This is a genomic window from Trinickia sp. (genome assembly GCF_036503415.1).
Taxonomy (GTDB): domain Bacteria; phylum Pseudomonadota; class Gammaproteobacteria; order Burkholderiales; family Burkholderiaceae; genus Trinickia.
This window is the reverse complement of sequence record NZ_DASXWY010000039.1, coordinates 111,091-131,790: the sequence shown is the minus strand read 5'-3', so window position 1 is coordinate 131,790 and position 20,700 is coordinate 111,091. Positions and strand designations below refer to the sequence as shown.

General features: G+C 66.2%; 13 protein-coding genes. 4 read left to right on the top strand and 9 right to left on the bottom strand.

Annotation, left to right across the window (positions count from 1 at the left end):
- Positions 1-2 precede the first annotated feature (2 nt).
- Entirely contained in the window at positions 3-377 is a 375-nt protein-coding gene (locus VGL01_RS06205) for an AraC family transcriptional regulator (protein WP_331567973.1), read from the top strand.
- A 59-nt stretch (positions 378-436) separates the two neighbouring features.
- Here VGL01_RS06205 and VGL01_RS06200 read toward each other — a convergent pair whose 3' ends face one another.
- The 5 genes from VGL01_RS06200 to VGL01_RS06180 form a co-directional block, all read right to left on the bottom strand.
- A complete protein-coding gene (locus VGL01_RS06200) occupies positions 437-1,843 on the bottom strand; it encodes an aspartate aminotransferase family protein (protein ID WP_331567972.1) in 1,407 nt (468 codons plus the stop codon).
- A 178-nt stretch (positions 1,844-2,021) separates the two neighbouring features.
- Positions 2,022-3,257, bottom strand: coding sequence for a glycolate oxidase subunit GlcF (glcF, locus tag VGL01_RS06195; RefSeq protein WP_331567971.1), 1,236 nt, complete (start codon positions 3,255-3,257; stop codon positions 2,022-2,024).
- A gap of 34 nt (positions 3,258-3,291) precedes the next feature.
- Positions 3,292-4,380 (bottom strand): glycolate oxidase subunit GlcE, encoded by a 1,089-nt coding sequence (gene glcE, locus VGL01_RS06190; protein WP_331568002.1) that lies wholly within the window; start codon positions 4,378-4,380, stop codon positions 3,292-3,294.
- Positions 4,381-4,503: 123 nt separating this feature from the next.
- Positions 4,504-6,009, bottom strand: coding sequence for an FAD-linked oxidase C-terminal domain-containing protein (locus VGL01_RS06185; RefSeq protein WP_331567970.1), 1,506 nt, complete (start codon positions 6,007-6,009; stop codon positions 4,504-4,506).
- 17 nt (positions 6,010-6,026) lie between these two features.
- Positions 6,027-7,487 (bottom strand): FAD-binding oxidoreductase, encoded by a 1,461-nt coding sequence (locus tag VGL01_RS06180; RefSeq protein ID WP_331567969.1) that lies wholly within the window; start codon positions 7,485-7,487, stop codon positions 6,027-6,029.
- Positions 7,488-7,648: 161 nt separating this feature from the next.
- Between VGL01_RS06180 and VGL01_RS06175 the strand changes: the two genes are divergently transcribed.
- Complete coding sequence (locus VGL01_RS06175; RefSeq protein ID WP_331567968.1) at positions 7,649-8,203, top strand: cob(I)yrinic acid a,c-diamide adenosyltransferase; 555 nt, start codon at positions 7,649-7,651, stop codon at positions 8,201-8,203.
- Between the two features lie 131 nt (positions 8,204-8,334).
- A complete protein-coding gene (gene hmpA / locus VGL01_RS06170; protein ID WP_331567967.1) occupies positions 8,335-9,540 on the top strand; it encodes an NO-inducible flavohemoprotein in 1,206 nt (401 codons plus the stop codon).
- A 35-nt stretch (positions 9,541-9,575) separates the two neighbouring features.
- Here the strand turns inward: hmpA and aroG are convergent, their stop codons facing one another.
- From aroG to VGL01_RS06150, 4 genes are all read right to left on the bottom strand, one after another.
- On the bottom strand, positions 9,576-10,649 hold the full coding sequence (gene aroG / locus VGL01_RS06165) for a 3-deoxy-7-phosphoheptulonate synthase AroG (protein WP_331567966.1): 1,074 nt from the start codon (positions 10,647-10,649) through the stop codon (positions 9,576-9,578).
- A gap of 400 nt (positions 10,650-11,049) precedes the next feature.
- The gene (tldD, locus tag VGL01_RS06160; protein WP_331567965.1) at positions 11,050-12,516 is read right to left on the bottom strand and encodes a metalloprotease TldD; all 1,467 of its coding nucleotides are present in this window, start codon (positions 12,514-12,516) and stop codon (positions 11,050-11,052) included.
- Positions 12,517-12,595: 79 nt separating this feature from the next.
- The gene (locus tag VGL01_RS06155) at positions 12,596-13,438 is read right to left on the bottom strand and encodes a carbon-nitrogen hydrolase family protein (protein ID WP_331567964.1); all 843 of its coding nucleotides are present in this window, start codon (positions 13,436-13,438) and stop codon (positions 12,596-12,598) included.
- Between the two features lie 32 nt (positions 13,439-13,470).
- Positions 13,471-17,697 carry a YhdP family protein gene (locus VGL01_RS06150; protein WP_331567963.1) on the bottom strand — a complete coding sequence of 1,409 codons (4,227 nt, stop codon included), beginning with the start codon at positions 17,695-17,697 and terminating at the stop codon, positions 13,471-13,473.
- Positions 17,698-17,868: 171 nt separating this feature from the next.
- Here VGL01_RS06150 and glnE point away from each other — a divergent pair, with 171 nt between their 5' ends.
- Positions 17,869-20,667, top strand: coding sequence for a bifunctional [glutamate--ammonia ligase]-adenylyl-L-tyrosine phosphorylase/[glutamate--ammonia-ligase] adenylyltransferase (gene glnE, locus VGL01_RS06145; RefSeq protein ID WP_331567962.1), 2,799 nt, complete (start codon positions 17,869-17,871; stop codon positions 20,665-20,667).
- The last annotated feature ends 33 nt before the right edge of the window (positions 20,668-20,700 follow it).

The following is a 20,700-nucleotide window of genomic DNA, read 5'->3' as shown; positions in this document are numbered from 1 at the left end:
TCATGCAGATCGTCGATGCACCCGACAGCGCACTTCGCGATGTGCTGGCCTACATGGAAGCGAATTTCGACAAGTCCGTGCGCCTCGCCGAATTGGCCGAAATGTCGGCGCTCAGCGTTTCTCGCTTCGCAACCGTGTTTCGCCAGCGGATCGGACTGTCACCGTACAAGTACCTGTGCCGGGTGCGCGTGCGACGCGCGCAATCGCTGTTGCTCGCGGGCGTGCCGGGCGCCGTGGTGGCCGCGGAAGTCGGGTTTTTCGATCAGAGCCACTTGGCGCGCCATTTCAAACGCTTTTGCGGCGTCACGCCCACCGAATTCCTGCAGCAGGCGAGGGCGCGCGACGCTCTCGCGACGGGCAGCACGCGCTTTGCCTGATGCGCCGACAGGCGGACCGCAGCCGCCTGTGGACACACCGTTGATCATGCGTCACGAACTTACGCGGCAGCACGGCTACCCAGTTCACTCGATGCCTTGAGCGCGGCTCGCACCTCGGATTGCGCGAGGACATCGTCGAGCGTCTTTCCGAGGCGCTCGAACATCAGATCGAATTCGCTTTCCGTGTAGGACAACGCGGGTGCGAACCCCAGGACGCCGTCGCCGAACGCACGGAAAACGAGGCCATTCGCGTACGCGGCCGTGGCGATGCGCTCGGGCAGCGTGAGCGATGGATCGAAGCGCTGTTTGGTCGTTTTATCCGCGACGAGTTCGAGCGCGCCGAGCAAGCCGCGATGCCGTGCGTCGCCGACGAGCGGATGCGCGAGCAGCGCGTCGAGTCCCTGCGCGAAGCGGGGGCCGCGCGCGATGCCGTTGGCGAGCAATCCGCCTTCATGATAAAGACGCAGCACTTCGAGCCCGATCGCGGCGCTCACGGGGTGTGCCGAATAGGTATGACCATGGCCGATCGCCGCCGTGGGGTCGCCGTCGGCAATGCCTTGATAGACGGCATCCGACATCAGCACGGCGCCCATCGGCGCGTAGCCCGCCGTGAGCCCCTTCGCCACGGTCATGAGGTCGGGCTCGACTTGTTCGGCCTCGCAGGCGAAGAGCGGTCCGGTGCGGCCGAAACCCGTGATGACTTCGTCGGCGACGAACAGAATGTCCAGTTTGCGGCACGCTTCGCGCATCGCTCGCAGCCAGCCGGCGGGTGGCACGATCACGCCGCCCGAACCCTGGATCGGTTCGCAGAAGAACGCGGCGACATGCTGTGCGCCGAGTTCGGCGACTTTGGCCTCGAGCGCGGCCACCGAGGCAGCGATGATGGCGGCATCGTCGGCGTGTTCGCTACGGTACGGATACGGCGACGGGATATGGTGCTGCGTCGCAAGCGGCAGATCGAAGTGGCGATGGAAAACGGGTAGTGCGGTCAGCCCGGCACCGATCGCCGACGAGCCGTGATAGCCGCGCTCGAGCGCGATGACGTGCTTTTTCGTGGGGCGCCCGGTGGCGTTGTAGTAGTGCGTAATGAAGCGCAGCGCCGAATCGACGGCATCCGACCCTCCAAGTGTGAAGTACACATGCTGCAACGACGCGGGCGACAATTCGACGAGTTTCGCGGCAAGCTCGATGGCCGGCTCCGAGCCGAAATGGAAGTACCCCGTGGCATAGGGCAGTCGCGCCATTTGCCGGGCGGCCACCTCGACGATGCTTTGATGCCCATAGCCGGTGTTGACGCACCACAGACCGGAGAACGCATCGAGCAGTTCATGGCCGTTTGCGTCGCGCAGAAAGACGCCCTGCGCGGACTCGAGTACGGTCACGCCGCGCGCTTCATGCGCGCGATAGCTGACGACGGGGTGGATCAGGTGTTTGCGATCGGCTTCGACGAGCGAGGAATTCGACATGATTCGGTATCCGGTAGCGTGGAGCGGTTGGTGATTCCATGCTACCGGGCAACGACCCTCGGCCGATTCGCCAAATAAATCGCGAAATAGTGCGATCGTGGCGTTTCGGGGCCGTGCCGCAGCATATTCTGCTGGACCGGATCGGTCATGTTCGAGGCGCCGCGCCCGCCGCGCCGTCTTACGCAGCCAGCATATGCTCGACGAGTTCGATCCAATGCGCGACGGGTACCGATGTGCCGCTTTGCAGATGCGTGATGCACCCGATGTTCGCCGATACGATCATTTGGGGCTCGAGTACCCGGAGGGTGTCGATCTTGCGATCGCGCAACGTATAAGCGAGCGACGGCTGAGTGATCGAATAAGTGCCTGCCGAGCCGCAACATAGATGACTGTCGGCGGGCACTCGCACTTCGAGGCCGAGCGACGTCAGCAGCCGTTCGACCATGCCCCGGATTTGCTGCCCGTGCTGCAGCGTGCAAGGCGGATGGAACGCAACGGTATGCACGCCGCGGCGGCGCGCCAGCGCCGTGAGTTCCGGTTCGAAGCCCTGCAGCCATTGCGCGATGTCGCAAGAGAGTTCGGCGACGCGGCGCGCCTTGTCCGCGTAGACCGGATCGTCGCGCAGCAAGTGCCCGTACTCCTTGATCGTCGCGCCGCAGCCCGAGGCATCGATGACGATCGCCTCGATACCCGTTTCGATATACGGCCACCATGCGTCGATGTTGCGGCGCATATCGTCGAGTGCTTCCTCGCGGTAGCTCAGATGCAAGCGAATCGCGCCGCAGCAGCCGGCCTCCGGCGCCACGATCGCCTCGACGCCGAGCGCATCGAGTACGCGCGCGGCCGCAATGTTGATGTTCGGCAACATCGCCGGCTGAACACACCCGGCGAGCAGCAGCACCTTGCGTTCGTGCGGCACCGCCCGTTTGGCGGGCCACTGAAGCAGACGCTGGCGCGGCGGCACCTTGTCGCGCAGCTTGCGCGGCAGAAACGGCCGCACGTGCTGGCCGAGCCGCATGAGCGGCGTGAATACGGCGGTGTTGGGCAAGAGACTCGCCAGCAGCCGCCGTATCAACCGCTGGCGAAGCGGGCGCGGCACGGTCGCATCCACATGTGGCCGGCCGATTTCCACGAGCCGCCCGTACTGCACCCCCGAAGGGCAGGTCGTCTCGCAGCTGCGGCAGGTCAGGCAGCGGTCCAGATGCAGCTGCGTACTGCGCGTGACGGGCGCGCCCTCGAACATCTGCTTCATCAGATAGATGCGGCCGCGGGGGCCGTCGAGTTCGTCGCCCAGCAGTTGGTACGTCGGGCAGGTGGCCGTGCAAAAGCCGCAATGAACGCATTTGCGCAGAATCGCATCGGCCTCTTCGCCGTCCGGCGTATTGCGAATGAAGTCCGCCAGTTGTGTCTGCATCGCGTCGCTCAGTCGATCGGGGTCTTGGGATGGCTCAGAAGTCCGCGTAGAGGCGGCCGCGATTGAAGATGCGTGCCGGATCGAAGGCGGCTTTCAGGCCTCGATGGATCCTCATGATCGGCGCCGGCAGTGGCGTGAAGACCCCGGCGCTGCGATCGAACTCGCGGCCTGCGCGAAAAATGGTGGCGTGACCGCCGGCCTGCTTGGCGCTGATACGTACCGTTTGCGCATCGGTATCCGTTATCCACCAACGCTGAGAGCCACCCCACTCCATCAGCTGCGCGCCCGGCAGCTGCAGCGGTTCGGTGACGGACGGCAACGCGAGCCGCCAGAGTGCCGAGCGCGGCGGAATCGTCGCGAAGAACGGATCGGTCTGCTCGCGCAAGCCGGCCCAGAAGCGCTCGGCTTCGACGGCATCCACGACTTCCCCGCCGATCGTATTGCGGGCTGTCTTCACGCCGTTCTCGGCGCCCGAGAGGCGTACCGCGAGCGTGCCGTTGCGCCAGGCGCTCGCCGTGATCGGCAACGGGCGGCCGCACCACTCGTTGAGCTTGCGTACCGCATCGGTGCCGTTCATGTCGAACTTGAGCGTCGTTTCGGCCACCGGCAACGGCAGGACTTTGATCGACACATCGAGCATCAGGCCGAGCGTGCCGAGCGAGCCCGCCATCAGTCTCGAGACATCGTACCCCGCAACGTTCTTGACCACTTGACCGCCGAAACGCAGCGTTTCGCCGCGGCCGTCCATCATCGTGACGCCGAGTACGAAGTCGCGCGGCGCACCGGCCGAGCTGCGGCGCGGACCCGCGATACCCGCCGCGATGCAGCCGCCCAGCGTGGCCGAGCGGCCGAAGTGGGGCGGCTCGAACGCGAGCATCTGGTTGTGTTCGGCGAGCGCCGCTTCGACCTCCGTCAACGGCGTGCCGCAGCGCGCCGTCATGACGAGCTCCGCAGGGTCGTACGAAACGATGCCGCGATACGCGCGGGTGTCGAGAATCTCGCCGTTGAGCGCCTGGCCGTACCAGTCTTTCGTGCCCGAGCCGCGGATGCGCAAGGGGCGCTCTTCAGCCGTGGCTGCGCGGATACGCTCGGCCCAGTAGCCGAGGATCTCGTCGTCTTGCATGGCTTCCCGCTTTATGGTGTCGTTCATCCGGTTGCCGCTTTTGCCTCAGGGCTTCATTCTACCGGCCGACCCGGGGCAGGCAAGCCACGGGTTTATACGCGTGGCGGTGCGCCGCGGCGAGGGCTAAAAGCGCGGCAGCTCCGGATGAGGCAAAAGGCCGCCGCGCACATGCATCTTTCCGTACTCGGCGCAGCGCGCGCGCGTCGGAATGCCCTTGGTCGGGTTCAGCAGCCCGTCCGGATCGAACGCGCGCTTGACTGCGAAGAACGCATCGCATTCGGCCGGCGAAAACTGGACGCACATCGAATTGATTTTTTCGATGCCTACGCCGTGTTCGCCCGTCACGGTGCCGCCCAGCTCCACGCAGGCCTCGAGAATCTCGGCGCCGAACGCCTCCGCGCGATGCAGTTGGTCGGGATCGTTGCCGTCGAACAGAATGAGCGGATGCATGTTGCCGTCCCCGGCGTGAAAGACATTGATGCAGCGCAGACCGTAAGTGCTTTCCATCTTCTCGATGCGCGCGAGCAGCGGTCCGATGCTGCGGCGCGGCACCGTGCCGTCCATGCAGTAGTAATCGGGCGCAAGCCTGCCCGCGGCCGGAAAGGCGTTCTTGCGGCCGGACCAGAATTTGAGGCGCTCGGCCTCGGTGCGGGAGATCTGCAACCGGGTGGCGCCGTGTTCGCGCAGCACGGCGGTCACTCGTGCGATTTCTTCGGCGACTTCCTCGGGCGTGCCGTCCGACTCGCAAAGCAGGATGGCCGCGGCATCGCGATCGTAGCCGGCGCCGACGAACGCCTCCACCGCGCACGTCGCGGGATTGTCCATCATCTCGAGCCCGGCCGGAATGATCCCCGCCGCGATGATGGCCGCCACCGCGTTGCCGCCTTTGACGACATCGTCGAAGCTCGCCATGACGACTTGCGCCGTCGGCGGCTTCGGGATCAGCTTGACGGTCACTTCCGTGACGATCGCGAACATGCCTTCGCTGCCGATCATGACGGCAAGCAGATCGAGCCCGGGCGTATCGGGCGCGAGCGAACCGAATTCGACGATTTCGCCTTCCAGCGTGACGGCGCGCACGCGCAAGACGTTATGCACGGTCAGTCCGTACTTCAGACAATGCACGCCGCCCGAGTTTTCCGACACGTTGCCGCCGATCGTGCAGGCGATCTGGGAAGACGGATCGGGCGCGTAGTAAAGCCCATAGGGCGCGGCCGCTTCGGAGACGGCGAGGTTGCGCACGCCGGGCTGGACGGTGGCGGTGCGCGCATACGAGTCGACATCGATGATTCTCGTGAAGCGCGCGAGCGAAACGACGATGCCGTTCGAGATCGGCGTGGCGCCGCCCGACAGTCCGGTGCCCGCGCCGCGCGGTACGATCGGCACGCCAAGGCGCTTGCATATCTGCACGATACGCAGCACCTGCGCCTCGGTTTCCGGCAGAGCTACCGCGAGCGGCAGTTGCCGATAGGCGCTGAGCCCGTCGCATTCATATGGGGCGGTCTCTTCATCACGATAAAGCAGACAGCGCGCGGGCAGCGTGGCCATCAGCGCCTGGACCACTTCGCGCTGGCGCTCTTCGCGCAGCGCCGCTGACATCGCCGGATCGGTTTGGGCTGCGGTTGCCATCGGTTTCCTCGCCTGTCTCAGGCCGTGTACGTGAAGATCTTGCCCGGATTCATCAGATTGCGCGGATCGAGCGCATGCTTGAGCGCGCGCATCACATCGACGGCATCGCTGCCATGCTCGTCGATGAGGAAATCCATTTTGTGCAGACCGATGCCATGCTCGCCCGTGCAGGTTCCACCCATGCGCAGCGCGCGCTCGACGATACGCCGGTTCAGGCGTTCGGCTTCGCTGAATTCCTCGGGCCGGGCCGGGTCGATCAGGATCGCGACGTGGAAGTTGCCATCGCCGACGTGTCCTACGATGGGGCAGGGCAGCGGCGAGCCGCGTAGATCGTCTTCCGTTTCGACCACGCATTCGGCCAGCCGCGAGATCGGCACACAGACATCGGTCGTGACGGCGCGACAGCCCGGCTTGAGTTGCAGCATCGCGAAATAGGCGTTGTGGCGTGCGTTCCAGAGCCGGCTGCGTTCCTCGGGGCGCGTGGCCCAGGCGAAACCGCTGCCCGCATGTTCGGCGGCGAGCGCCTGTACCGTCTCGGCTTGCTCCTTGACGCTCGCCTCGGTGCCGTGGAACTCGAAAAAGAGCGTCGGCGATTCGGCAAGTGTCAGATTCGAGTGACGGTTGATCGCGCGGATCGCGAGCATATCGACGAATTCCACGCGAGCGACGGGCACGCCGAGTTGAATCGTTTCGATGACGGTGCGCACGGCCTCGCCCATCGACGGAAAGGCGCAGACGGCGGCCGAAACGGCTTCCGGCTGCGGATAAAGCCGAACCGTGATTTCGGTGATGACGCCGAGCGTGCCCTCCGAGCCCACGAAGAGCCGGGTCAGATCGTAGCCGGCCGACGATTTGCGCGCCCGCGTGCCCGTCTTGATGACGCGACCGTCTGCGAGCACCGCCGTGAGGCCGAGCACGTTTTCTCGCATCGTCCCATAGCGCACGGCGTTGGTGCCCGAGGCCCGCGTGGCCGACATGCCGCCGATGCTCGCATCCGCGCCAGGATCGATCGGAAAGAAGAGCCCCGTGTCGCGCAACGCTTCGTTGAGCGCCTTGCGCGACACGCCGGCCTCGACGGTGGCCGTCAGATCTTCCGCATCGATCGACAGGACGCGATTCATGCCGGAAAGATCGATCGATACACCGCCTTCCACCGCAAGCAGATGCCCTTCCAACGACGAGCCGTTGCCATACGGAATGACGGGCACGCCGTAGCGCGCGCAGAGCTCGATCGTCGTGCGCACGTCCTCGGTGGATTCGGCGAAGACCACCGCATCGGGCGGTTGAGGATCGAACGGCGACTCGTCGCGGCCGTGGTGTGCGCGTACCGCCTCGGCCGTTGAAACACGTTGACCGAAAGCGCTCGCGAGCGCGGCGAACAGTTCGGGAGCAAACGGCCGGCGCGGGCGCGGCGCAGCGGCGCCAGGACGTCCTTCTTGGGGATGCAGCGGATGAACGTCGGCGGGAGGACGGTCCATATCATCTCCGATATCGTTTTTGGCCATTCTACGCCGCCGCGGCACAGGCACGTGCCGAGGTGACCGGTGGAGCGTGCCGTTCAGCCGGCTCCTATAATGAGGCCGTTTCGGCCGCCGCCAGGGCGGCGAGCCGACGAGCAGCGACTACGAAGGAGACCTCGATGGGACACCGCTTGAGCAAGATCGCCACGCGCACCGGCGATGACGGCACGACTGGCCTCGGCGACGGCAGCCGCATACGCAAGGACGATGCACGAATCCAGGCGATCGGCGACGTCGACGAGTTGAATTCGCAGCTCGGCGTGCTGCTGGCCGAGCCGTTGCCCGAGGACTTGCGCGAGGTACTGACGGCCGTGCAGCACGACCTGTTCGATCTCGGCGGCGAGCTTTGCATTCCGGGCCATACGATGATCGGCGACGAACATCTGGCCCGTGTCGACGGCTGGCTCGCGCACTACAACGCCGCGTTGCCGCCGCTCACCGAATTCATTCTGCCGGGGGGCACCCGCGCGGCGGCGCTCGCGCATGTGTGCCGGACGGTCTGCCGCCGCGCGGAGCGCTCGATCGTAGCGCTCGGCGCAACGGTGACGCTGGAAGCCGCGCCCCGCCGATATGTCAATCGCCTCTCCGATCTGTTGTTCGTGCTCGCCCGGGTGCTGAACCGCGCCGGCGGTACGGGCGATGTCTTGTGGCAACGTCAGCGCCCCGAAAAATAGCCCACGCAGTCTCGCCGATCCACCCGGTCAGCGGGCGCTCGCAGCATGCTGCGGTGCGACAAAGTGTCGTATGTCGGATACACTCTCGTAAGATGTATTCTTGATCCATGTTTAGAAGGAGCCCTCCCGACATGACGACCCCCCTCACCGCAGACCAGATCGCACGCGTCAAGGCGACCGCGCCCGTATTCGCCGAGCACGGCGCAACGATCACCAAGCATTTTTACCGCCGGATGTTCGCGAACCGCCCTGAGCTGCGCAATCTGTTCAACCAGACGCACCAGGCGAGCGGCACGCAGGCTCATACGCTCGCCCATGCGGTCTACGCCTATGCCGCGAATATCGACAATCTCGGTGCGCTGGGTTCGGCCGTCGGCCGGATCGCGAACAAGCATGCGAGCCTCAATATCCGCCCCGAGCACTATCCGATCGTCGGTGAAAACCTGCTCGCGTCGGTCGTCGAAGTATTGGGCGATGCGGTCGACGAGCAAACGCTCGAGGCGTGGCGCGCCGCCTATGCGCAACTGGCGGGAATCATGATCGGCGCCGAGGCGAAGCTCTACGGCGCCGCGCCCTGGAGCGGCTATCGCCCGTTCGTCGTCTCGCGCAAGGAAGTCGAGAGCGACGAGATCACCTCGTTCTACCTGACGCCCGCTGACGGCGGCGCTGCGTGCGGGTTCGTGCCGGGCCAGTTCGTCTCGGTCAAACGCTATGTCGGCGACCTCGGTGTCGACCAGCCGCGGCAGTACAGCCTCTCCGATGCGCCGCACGGCAAATGGCTGCGCATTTCGGTCAAGCGTGAAGCGGGGCGGGAAGACGTGCCGGCCGGGCGCCTTTCGACATTACTGCATGAGGGTGTCGAGGTCGGCTCGATCGTCGAAGTCACGGCGCCGATGGGCGAGTTCCGCCTCGATCTCGAAAAAACGACGCCGGTCGTGCTGGTCTCGGGCGGTGTCGGCGTGACCCCGATGATGTCGATGATCTCCACGCTCGTGGCCGCCGCGAGCCCGCGCCGCATCGCGTTCGTGCACGCCTGCCGCAACGGTCGCGTGCATGCGTTCAAGAGCTGGCTTGCACAGACGATGGCGACACATGCGAACGTTTCGCGGGCAGTGTTTTACGAAGAAGTGTCGGAGACCGACCGCGAAGGTGTCGATTACGACCTCACGGGCCGCATCGATTTCTCGCGCATCGCCCATCGAGCGATTCTGCCCGATGCGGACTACTACCTGTGCGGGCCGGTTCCGTTCATGCAGCAGCAGCGCGAAGCGCTGATTGCGCTCGGTGTGGACGCGGCACGCATTCACACCGAGGTGTTCGGCTCCGGCGCGATCTGAACCGGAGGCCGGAACCGCATTGGCGCATCGATGCTTCAGTTGCCGCCGCCGCGGACGATGCGCCGCTGCTTGACGCTCTCCGCCAACCCCTCCAGCACGCCGACGCTTTCGTCCCAGCCGATGCATGCATCGGTGATGCTTTGGCCGTAGGTCAGCGTACAACCCTCCTGCAGATCCTGGCGCCCCGCGACCAGATGCGATTCGACCATCACGCCGACGATGCGCTCGTCGCCGCCCGCGATCTGCCTTCCGATCTCGGCGCACACGGGAATCTGGTTCTCGTGCTTTTTCGAGCTGTTGGCGTGACTCGCATCGATCATGAGCCGCGCCGCGAGGCCTGCTTTGCCGATGGCGGAGCACGCCGCATCGACGCTTTGCGCATCGTAGTTCGGGGTGGTGCCGCCGCGCAGAATCACATGGCAGTCCTCGTTGCCTGCCGTCGAAACGATGGCCGAGTGGCCGCCCTTCGTCACCGAGAGGAAGTGGTGCGGTTGCGAGGCCGCCTTGATCGCATCCACCGCGATCTTGACGTTGCCGTCCGTGCCGTTCTTGAAACCGACCGGGCACGAGAGCCCCGACGCGAGCTCGCGATGGACTTGCGACTCGGTCGTGCGTGCGCCGATCGCGCCCCAGGAGACGAGGTCCGCGATGTATTGCGGGCTGATCATATCGAGGTATTCAGTCCCCGCGGGCATGCCGAGTTCGTTGATGCCGACGAGCAATTCGCGCGCGGCGCGCAGGCCGTCGTTGATCTTGAAGCTGTTATCGAGGTAGGGGTCGTTGATGAGCCCCTTCCAGCCGACCGTCGTCCGCGGCTTTTCGAAGTAGACGCGCATGACCACCTCGAGCTCGCTCGCGAAGCGCTTGCGCTCGTGCACGAGCCGGCGCGCGTAGTCGAGCGCGGCCGCGGGATCGTGGATCGAGCAAGGCCCGACGATGACGATCAGACGATCGTCCATGCCGTGCAGGATGCGATGCATCGCCGTGCGCGCGCCGTAGATCAGATCGGCGACCGGCTCTGTGCACGGAAATTCGCGAATCAAGTGAGCGGGCGGCGTGAGCTCTTTGAGTTCGCGAATGCGGACATCGTCGGTATTGTGCGGGGCCATGCTGTATTTCTCCTTGTCGATTCGGTGTGGGGCGCACCTCTCGTTCCGTTCGGCGTGGTTCCGCGTGGTTCCGGATACGACGGACGAACAGTGAAGGTGCAGGGCTGGCGGGTCGCGGCGAAAAAAAAACCGCCGGACTCGCCGGCGGTTTTTCGGGAATTCAGGTTCGCGTCACGCGCTAACACCCCTCTCGATCCGCCGGCGGACTGAGATGCCAAAAGAAGTAAAAGTAAAACTTCGGGCTCATGAGTGGGGAAAGCGCGTTGGAAACGGGTATCCGGGCTTTATACGCTCTGCCGGCACGGCTGACAAGCCGTCGGAGGGGAAAAAAGCGAAAAATCCACGCGGGGCGACCGAACAACGGATATTTTTCGCGCGCCCGCGCGGATTCGAAGCCGGTTCAAAGCGTGCCGCCCACCGTCATCTTCTCGATGCGCAGCGTCGGCTGGCCGACGCCGACGGGCACGCTCTGTCCTTCCTTGCCGCACACGCCGACACCGGTATCGAGCGACATGTCGTTGCCGATCATCGTCACGTACTTAAGCGATTCGGGACCGCTGCCGATCAGCGTCGCCCCCTTCACAGGGTAGGTGACCTTGCCGTTTTCGATCATGTACGCCTCGGAGGCCGAGAACACGAACTTGCCGTTCGTGATGTCGACTTGCCCGCCGCCGAAGTTCACGGCGTAAAGCCCGTTCTTGACCGATGCGATGATTTCGGCCGGGTCTTTGTCGCCGTTGAGCATGTAGGTGTTCGTCATGCGCGGCATCGGCAGCGCCGCGTACGATTCGCGCCGCGCGTTGCCCGTCACCGGCATTTTCATGAGCCGCGCGTTGAGCGAATCCTGGATATAACCCTTGAGCACGCCGTCTTCGATCAGCGTCGTGCATTGCGTGGCGTTACCCTCGTCGTCGATGTTGAGCGAGCCGCGCCGGTTCGGTAGCGTGCCGTCGTCGACGACCGTGACGCCCTTGGCCGCCACGCGCTCGCCGATGCGTCCGGCGAACGCGGACGACCCCTTGCGGTTGAAGTCTCCCTCGAGCCCGTGGCCGATGGCTTCGTGCAGCAGTACGCCCGGCCAGCCCGGCCCGAGCACGACGGTCATGGTGCCTGCCGGCGCCGGCCGCGCATCGAGATTGACCAGCGCCGCATTGACGGCATCGTCGACATAGCTCGAGAGCACGTCGTCGGAGAAATAGCCGTAGTCGAAGCGGCCGCCGCCGCCGCCCGAGCCGATCTCGCGCCGGCCGTTTTGCTCCGCGATCACGGTGACCGAGACGCGCACCAGCGGCCGCACGTCCGCGGCGAGCACGCCATCGCTGCGCGCGACGAGCACGATGTCGTACTCGCCTGCGAGCCCCGCCATGACTTGCGTGATGCGCGGATCGCGCCCGCGCGCCATCTTTTCGACACGCTCGAGCAGCTTGACCTTCGCCGTGGCGTCGAGCGAGGCGAGCGGGTCGGCGGGCAGATAGAGATCGCGGCCCGCGATGCCCTTCAGGACACTCGCCGCCTGGATCTTTTGCTTGCCGCCGCCTGCCTTGGCGATCGAGCGCGTGGCCTCGGCGGCCTGACGCAACGCTTCGGGCGAGAGGTCGTCGGAGTAGGCGAATGCCGTACGGTCGCCCGCGACGGCGCGCACGCCGACGCCCTGGTCGATGCTGAAACTCCCCGACTTCACGATGCCTTCCTCGAGGCTCCATGCTTCGCTGCGCGTGGCCTGGAAGTAGAGGTCCGCATAGTCGACGCGGTGCGTGAAGATATCGGCGAGCGTACGTGTGAGCAGCGCCTCGTCGAGACCGTAGGGGGCCAACAAGACTTCCTTCGCGGTCGCGAGATTGCGAATGCCGGGTTCGATGATATTCATGCGGATAGTTCGAGAAAGGAGGCTGTGAATGTCGGAATGGCTGGCCGGGTTCGAACGATGGGTCGGTCGGGCATGGCGGCTAGGAGAGGACGCGGTGGCGCCACGCGGGGAGGCTGCGCCGCACTTCGTCGATGCGCGCGCCGTCGATTTCGCCCGCGACGATGCCGGCGCCTTCGTCGGTGCGCACGTCGACGATCTCGCCCCATGGATCGATCAGCATGCTGTGGCCCCAGGTGCGGCGGCCGTTTTCATGCGTGCCGCCTTGCGCCGCGGCGAGCACGTAGCACTGATTTTCGACGGCGCGTGCGCGCAGCAGCGTCTCCCAATGCGCGCGCCCCGTCGTATAGGTGAACGCAGACGGCACGACGATGAGCGCCATATCGCCCATGCGCCGGTAAAGCTCGGGAAAGCGCAAATCGTAGCAGACCGAGAGCCCCACGCGTCCGAACGGCGCTTCGAACGTGCGTACGTCGCGGCCCGGGCGGATCGTGCGTGCTTCGTCGAACGATTCGGCGCCCTTTTCGAAGTTGAAAAGGTGGATCTTGTCGTAGCGCGCGGCCTCGTTGCCCTCGGGATCGAACACGAGCGTCGTGTTCAGCACGCGCTCGGCGTCGGGCGCCGGATCCGTGACGGCGAGCGGAAGCGTGCCGCCGATGATCCAGATACCGTGCCGGCGTGCCGCATCGGCCAGAAACCGCTGGATCGGCCCATCGCCGTAAGGCTCGCGCACGGCCAGCTTGTCGGCGTCGCGAAAGCCCATGAAGCAGAAGTACTCGGGCAGCAGGACGAGCCGCGCACCGTTGTCGGCCGCCTCGGCGATGAGACGGCCGGCGTCGTGCAGATTGCGCTCGCGCTCGGGCGTGCTGACCATCTGGACGGCTGCGACGCGAAAAGGCGCCGGGAATGCGTGTGGATCGCTCATGGGGGTCCGGTGGGCCTGGCGCACGGCGTGCGTCACTTGCCTGTCGATTCCGTTGCTTCGGCTGGAGCAGCCATCTTACCCCGATCGCCCGTGAGCCGCTCGACGTGCGGTTGCGACCATGACCCCGTTATTGCGTAGTGCGTGGCAAACGCGTGGGCGATCGACTGCGAGAGGGCGAGATTGGCGAAGAAGGCGCCGAGCCCCAGCAACGGATTGACGATCGTCGCCGCGATCACGGCCGAGCCCGCATTGACCGTCGGGGTCACCTGCACACGCAGGTCCTGCGTTTCCTTCGCGAGATCGACCGTGCCCGAGAGGTCCGCTCGCGCCGGCGCCGTGACGAGATGGAAGTCGTCCGTTCGACCGATGCCGTCGGCGATGCGGCCTGTGCCCGTCACGCGCTCGAACGGCAGCCCTTCGCCGATGACGTCCCTGAAGTTGAGCGTGACGACGCGCGCGAGGCTTTGCAGGCTCAGCACGCCAAGCAGTTTCGCGACGCCGGGGTCGACCTTGAGGATCTGCCCATGATGGAGATCGAGCGCCATCTGGCCGCGCAGCGTCGGATAGTCGATGGCCGTCGGACCGCCGCGCCAGCCCACCTTGCCCGACAACGTGCCGGCCCCGCCCTTCACCGTGCGCGGCAGGCCGAACTGATCGAGTAGCGCACCGGCGTTGGCGATGTCGAGCTTGAAATCGATCGCCGTGCGGCGCGGCGAATTCCGATCGATGTCGTCGCCGAGCCGGCGCAGTGTGCGCCAATTCGCGGTCGCCGACAGGTGCGCGGCCGGATTCGCGAGATCGAGCTTGTCGAGTTGCCAGACGGGCACGCCGTCTTCATCGGTATTGTGCGCCTGGATGGCGAGCCGGCCGAAGCCGCGCCCGCGCACGCTGAGTTCGTCGACGACGAGATCGATCGCCGGCATCCGTTCTGTTGTCGACGAAGATATCTGCCGCACGAGATCGTTGCCCACCGTGACGGGAACGGCCGCCTTCGAGAGGCGCGCCGTCAGCAGCCCGTTGGGGTTGGCCGGCGTGCCGGGTTGCCACGACAGCGTGCCCGTCACCTGATCCGATGCGAGTTGCGCCCGCCAGTCCTCGTCGGAGCCCGTGCCATCGAAGGCGACGTGGGTCCACTCGCGCTCGAGCAGCTTGAGGGTGTCCACATGCGCCGTCAGGCGAGTCGGCATGAACTGGCTCGCGAGGCCGCCGGCCGCCTTCGGCGATGCGGTTCGTGCCGAAGGCGGCGTTTGGATCGGCCTGGCGGCGGCGCGCAGCTCGGCAGCGATTGCGCGCCAGCCATCGCCGTCGAGCGACGCAAGCTCGGCCGTCGTACTGACGCCTTGGGCCGGCATGCGCGCGGCCGTACCGATGCCGATTGCGCCGCGCACCACCTCCAACGCCTGCGGATCGCCCGGTTCGCGGGCACCGCGCCGCAGCAGGTAAGTCGCGCTCGCGGGTCCCAACTGCAGCTCGGCGCGGGCCAACGCCCCGGTCTGCACGTCGGCGTCGGTTTTCGCCGCGTCGACCGAGAGCGAAAACGGCATCGGCGTGCCGAGCGGCTTGTCGAACGGCGCCGGGAAGTCGAGCCCGAGTCCGCTCAGGTCGGAACGGGCTTCGATCTGCGGTAGACCACTCCTCGTGCCGCGCACCGAGATCGTATAAGGCGCTGTGCCATGTAGGTGGCCGAGCAGTGTTCCGGCGGGACCCTCTATGCCGAGTTCGCGGGCGCTGTCGGCGGCGATGCGTCCCGCGATATCGAATGTATAGGCGCCCTTGGCGTCGAGCGCGCCGTTTGCACGTATCTCTCCGCCGAGCCAGCGTCCCGCCACGCGTTCGACGGCGAGCGTGTGCCCGGTGAAACGCACCCGCCCGGTCAGCGCATCGAGCGGTGGCCATTGTTCGCGTGCGAGGCTGTTCCCCTCGAGCCCGACCGTGCCGTCCACGCTTACGTGAGGCTCGGGTCCGCGCGGTACGGTGAGCGTGAGCGCGAGCGTCGCCGGGCCCGTCCCACGCAGCTTTTGCGTCGCATGATCAGTCAGGCTGGCGGCCGCGCTTTCGTTCAGATAGTCGAGGAAATCGGCGAGAGGCCCGTGCGCTTTGCCCTCGATGACGAGGTCCGAGCCGTGGTTGCCGAGATCGTCGATGCGTCCGGTCACCCGGTCCAGCGTGACGCGCTTGTAGCGCGCCCGACCGATATCGAAACGCAGCACGTTTTCGGCGAGCGAAAAGACGCCATCGATGCCGTCGAGCGCCGGCCAGACATCGGGCGCGCCGTTGGCGAGCGTCTTGGCGGGGAACGGCGAGGGATCGAACCGCGCGCCCGTGAACGGCGCAACGATGCGGAAGATGCCGGCTTTCGGATCGCGCGAGTAGGGGAACTGATCGAGCCCGCCATGGACCTCGATGGTCGCGTTGCGGGCGATGCCGTCTTGCAATCCATGTCCGAGGTAATGGCGCAAATGTTCGCCGATGCTCGTCGGCAAATAACGCGGGATGGAAGGGACTTTGGCGCGTTCGATTTTCGCGGAGAGATCGAGGGTGCCGCGCCCATGGCCCGGATTGGTGTAACTCGCGACGACGCTGCCGGCCGCATCGGCGTTTTCGACGCTGAGTTCGGGAACGGTGATCGCGAAGGCCTTGTGCGGCTGGCCGGGCGCAGCGGTGACGGTCCATTGGCCGCGGCCGCGCACCCGATCGAACGCGAGGCGCGGATCGTCGAATTCGCCGGGCAGCGTGAGCGTCGTATCGGCGGTGTCGACGGTGACGCTGCCATGGGCTTCGTCGGCATCGATCGAGCCCCAGAGGTTTTCGACGCCGGGCAGGCCCGCACGCGGATGCCCGGCCGGCGAAAGCCCCGGTGGCGGCTCCTGCGCCGCGAAGCTGATCCCTTCGAGGTCGCCCTTGAACCGGTAGCGCACGATCGGGGCGGTGCCGGAGACGCGCTGCTCGCTGGCAGCCAGCGCGTTGTCGGGGCGCGCGCGCTCCACTTCGATCACGTAGTTGGCGACGAGTCCGCGCGGGTCGAACCGTACGAGTTCGTCGCGAAAACGCTCCGGCACAGGCAGCGCGCGAGTGAATTCCGCAAGCACGCCCAGATCGACGCGATCGCCCGCCACGCTCATCAACTGACCGTGCTCCACATCGGGCACGCGATAGCGGCCCGTGAGCGTGGCGAGCGAGAGCGTGCGCGAGACCGGCGTGCCATCGGCGAGCGGCGGCTGTCCGAGTTCCGCATGCAGATTCGACAAGCGCAGGCGGTAGTCGCGCTGCGGCTCGATATCGGCGGCCCACTCGAATTGGGCGACGGGCAGGTCGAGCCGTGGCTGCGCGGGCCGAACCTGCAAGACGACATCGGCGCCTTGCAGCCGTCCGCGCGCCGAACGCAGTGCGCCGCCCGAAAAGTTCGCCCAGATTTCGTTGTCGATGCGCCCGCCATGGAGCTTCATCGGAATCTTCAGGTAACGCGCGAGCGCGGGCAGCTCGACGGGTCCCGTCGACAAATAGGCCTGTCCATTCCAATTCGCGGGCTTGCCGACTTCCGCCAGCGGCAGATGACGAAAACGCGCGCGAAAATCGAGCGCTCCCTTGAGCACGGTGCCTTCGGGCGGAGCCTGCAACGCTACGCGGTGTTCGAAGGCTCCGTTGAAGATGGCCGCCCGGATGTGGCGCAGGGCAAGCTCGGGGGCTTTACGCTGGTTGTCGCGCCAGCGCAGCGTGCCGTCGCGCAGCACGATGGCGCGCTGCGTGAGCACCCAATTCGAAAACGTGGTGTCGCTGCCGGTGTGAGTGGTCGGCACCTGCACGCCCGCGACGGTGATGGAGCCGTCTGTCGCGCGCGTCACGAGCACATCGGGGTGCTCGACGACGAGGCTCGCCAGCGCGGGCCTGCCCCGCATGAGCGAACTCCACGAGAGGGAGGCGCGGGCATCGGGCACCGAAAGCGCGATGTTGCCGTCGCGGTCGCGGATCGTGAGCCCGGTCACATCGAGGCCCGGCTCCAGTCCATTCCAGTGAGCGGCAAGTTTTTCGATGCGCAGCTCGGCGTGCAGCCGCGCGGAAATGAACGCCTCGATCCGCGGCCGAAAATCGTCGATGCGCGGCAAGACGACATAACGCAGTCCGATGAACGCCGCGCCGAGCGCGAAGTAGACGACGAGGGCGAATGCCAGGGTGGCTTTGAAAACCCGGCGCAGAAGCGGGGGATCGTGGCGCGTGCGTCCGGCAACGGCTTTTTCGACGGATTCCTTGCTGTCGGACATGCTGCGGCAGATCGGGGGTATGGTAGTTTGGCGTTTCGGACGTCGAATGTAACACAGCGCAGGCGCGGGGCGAGGCGCGCAAAGCCCGTGCCGCGTGGGCTGCCGGCGCGATAAACGCCGGCGCGCTCCTCACCCATCCATGTCGTGCGCAACAAGCGAGCCACATCGTTCATGACTGCAACCGCACTGCTGAGTTCCGCCTATTCGTCTTTTACCGCACGCGCGATCGCCGCGCGGCCCGAGCTGAACGGGCTCATTGCAGACTGGGCGCGCGCGCCGATCACGCGCGAGCACATCGACGCCCGATTGAATGCGCTCGCCGCGCTGGAGCGGCAGGCCCGCGGTAGCGCCGAGACCGGGCCGCTGGACGAGGATGCCCTGCGCCGCGTGCTGCGACGGTTGCGCGTGGAGGTGTTCTGCGCGGTCATGGAGCGCGATCTGGCCGGTCTTGCGGATGTCGACGAGGTAACCGGCACGATGACCGATCTTGCCGAGGCCGCCGTCCAGCATGCGCTCGCCACGCTCGAAGCCGAACTCGAAGCGCTCTACGGCGAGCCGCGCGGGCCGAGCGGCGAGCGGCTCGTGCTGGGCGTGGTCGGCATGGGCAAGCTGGGCGGGCGGGAGCTGAACGTATCGTCGGATATCGATCTCATCTTCGTCTACGAGGACGATGGCGAGACCGCGGGCGCGGCGCGGCCGCCCATCTCGACGCAGGAGTTTTTCACGCGCCTCGGCAGGCGGCTCATCGGTGCGCTGGCCGAGCCGACGGCGGATGGATACGTCTTTCGCGTCGACATGCGATTGCGGCCCAACGGCGACGCCGGACCGCTCGCGTGCAGCCTCGGTATGCTGGAAGAGTATTTCTACGTGCAGGGCCGCGAATGGGAGCGTTATGCGTGGATCAAAGGGCGGCTCGTCTCGGAAGGCGCGAGCGCTGCCGCGAAGCGTCTGGCCGCGCAGCTCGACGCGCTCGTCAAGCCATTCGTTTACCGACGCTACCTCGATTACGGAGTGATCAGCGCGATTCGCGCTTTGCATCGCCAGATCGGCGAGGAAGCGAGGCGCCGTGCCTCGATGCGTCCCGACAAGGCGGACGACATCAAGCTCGGTCGCGGCGGTATCCGCGAAATCGAGTTCAGCGCACAGGTGTTCCAACTGATCCGCGGCGGCCAGGATGCCTGCTTCCGCGTCAGGCCGACGCTCGCCGTGCTGCGCTGCGCGGCGGACCGCGGTCTGATCCCGGCCGCCGTGTGCGAGGAGCTCACGCAGGCCTACCGCTTTTTGCGTGTGCTCGAACACCGCCTTCAATACCGGCACGACGCTCAAACGCATGCCGTGCCCGTCGATGCCGACGAGCGGGCGCGCCTCGCGGCCTCGATGGGTTTCGCGGATTACGCGAGCCTCGCGGCCAAGGTGGACGAGTACCGCGAGCTCGTCGAAACGCAGTTCGATCAGATCTTCGCGGACAAGGTGCGCGACACCGGCGGCGAAGCGGCCGAAGCGCGGGCGGCAAGTATCTGGAGCAGTGCGCTCGACGACGATGCGGCCGCGCCGTCGTTGGCCGCGCGCCTCGAGGCGCTGGGCTTTGCCGACGCCGAAGACCTCCTCGCCCGGCTCGTCGGCATCCGTCGTTCGATGCGCTATCAGGGGCTGCCGGAGCGCAGCCGCGAACGGTTCGATACGATTGCGCGGCGGGCTCTCGAGGCGACAGCGGCGTGGGAGCCCGCCGACAAACGCAGCACGACGCTCGCGCGGCTTTTCGACTTGCTCGAGGCCGTGGGCCGGCGCGGCGCTTATCTCGCGCTGCTCAACGAGTATCCGGCCGCGCTCGATCGCGTACTCGCCGTGCTGGCCGCATCGCGTTGGGCGGCCGGCTACCTGACGCGCCATCCGCAGTTGCTCGACGAACTGCTCGACGACGAAGCGATCGCGAGCCCGTTCGATTGGACCGGGTTCAAGGCTTCGCTGCGCACCCGGCTGGCCGCGGCGGATGGCGTCGAGCATCAGATGGACCTTCTGCGGCACGCCCACCAAGCGGAGGTGTTCCGCATCTTGCTGATCGATCTGGCCGGCAAGCTCAGCGTCGAGCAGGTCAGCGACCGGCTGTCGGAGCTCGCCGATTCGGTGCTCGACGTGACGATCGAAGCGGTGTGGCGCCAACTGCCCAAACGTCACCGCGAATCGCCGCGGTTTGCCGTGATCGCTTACGGCAAGCTCGGCGGCAAGGAACTCGGCTATGCCTCGGATCTCGATCTGATCTTTCTGTATGACGACCCGGACGAAGCGGCCGCCGAAATCTATGCCACTTTTACGCGGCGTCTCATCACGTGGCTCACGACGGCGACGGGAGCCGGCACGTTGTTCGACGTCGATTTGCGGTTGCGGCCGAACGGCGAATCGGGCTTGCTGATCACCGATCTCGATGCGTTCCGGCGTTACCAATTGCGCGAGGGCGATGCAGCCAATACGGCGTGGGTTTGGGAGCACCAGGCCTTGACGCGCGCACGGTTTTGCGCGGGCGATGCGCAGATCGGGACCGAGTTCGAGGCGATCCGCAAACAGGTGCTCACGATGCCGCGCGAGGCGGGGCCGCTTGCGACGGAAATCGTCGCGATGCGCGAGCGCGTCGCAGCCGGCCATCCGAACCGCAGCGACCTCTTCGATCTCAAGCACGATCGAGGCGGCATGGTCGATATCGAATTCATCGTCCAATACTGGGTCTTGCTGCACGCCGCGCGCGACCCCGAGCTCATTCTCAATACCGGCAACATCGCGCTGCTGCGCGAAGTAGCACGCTATGGGCTCATGCAGCCGGAAGAGGCGGAGACCGTAGGCGGCGCTTACCGCGCTTATCGCAAACTGCAGCACCGCTTGCGGCTCGATGGCATGGAGAAGGCGCGTGTACCGGCCGCGCAAATCGCCGCCGAACGCGATGCCGTGCTGCGGTTGTGGCAGCGGGTGTTTGGGTGAGGGCTTGCACCGGCGCCAGCGGGCGGAGCCGCG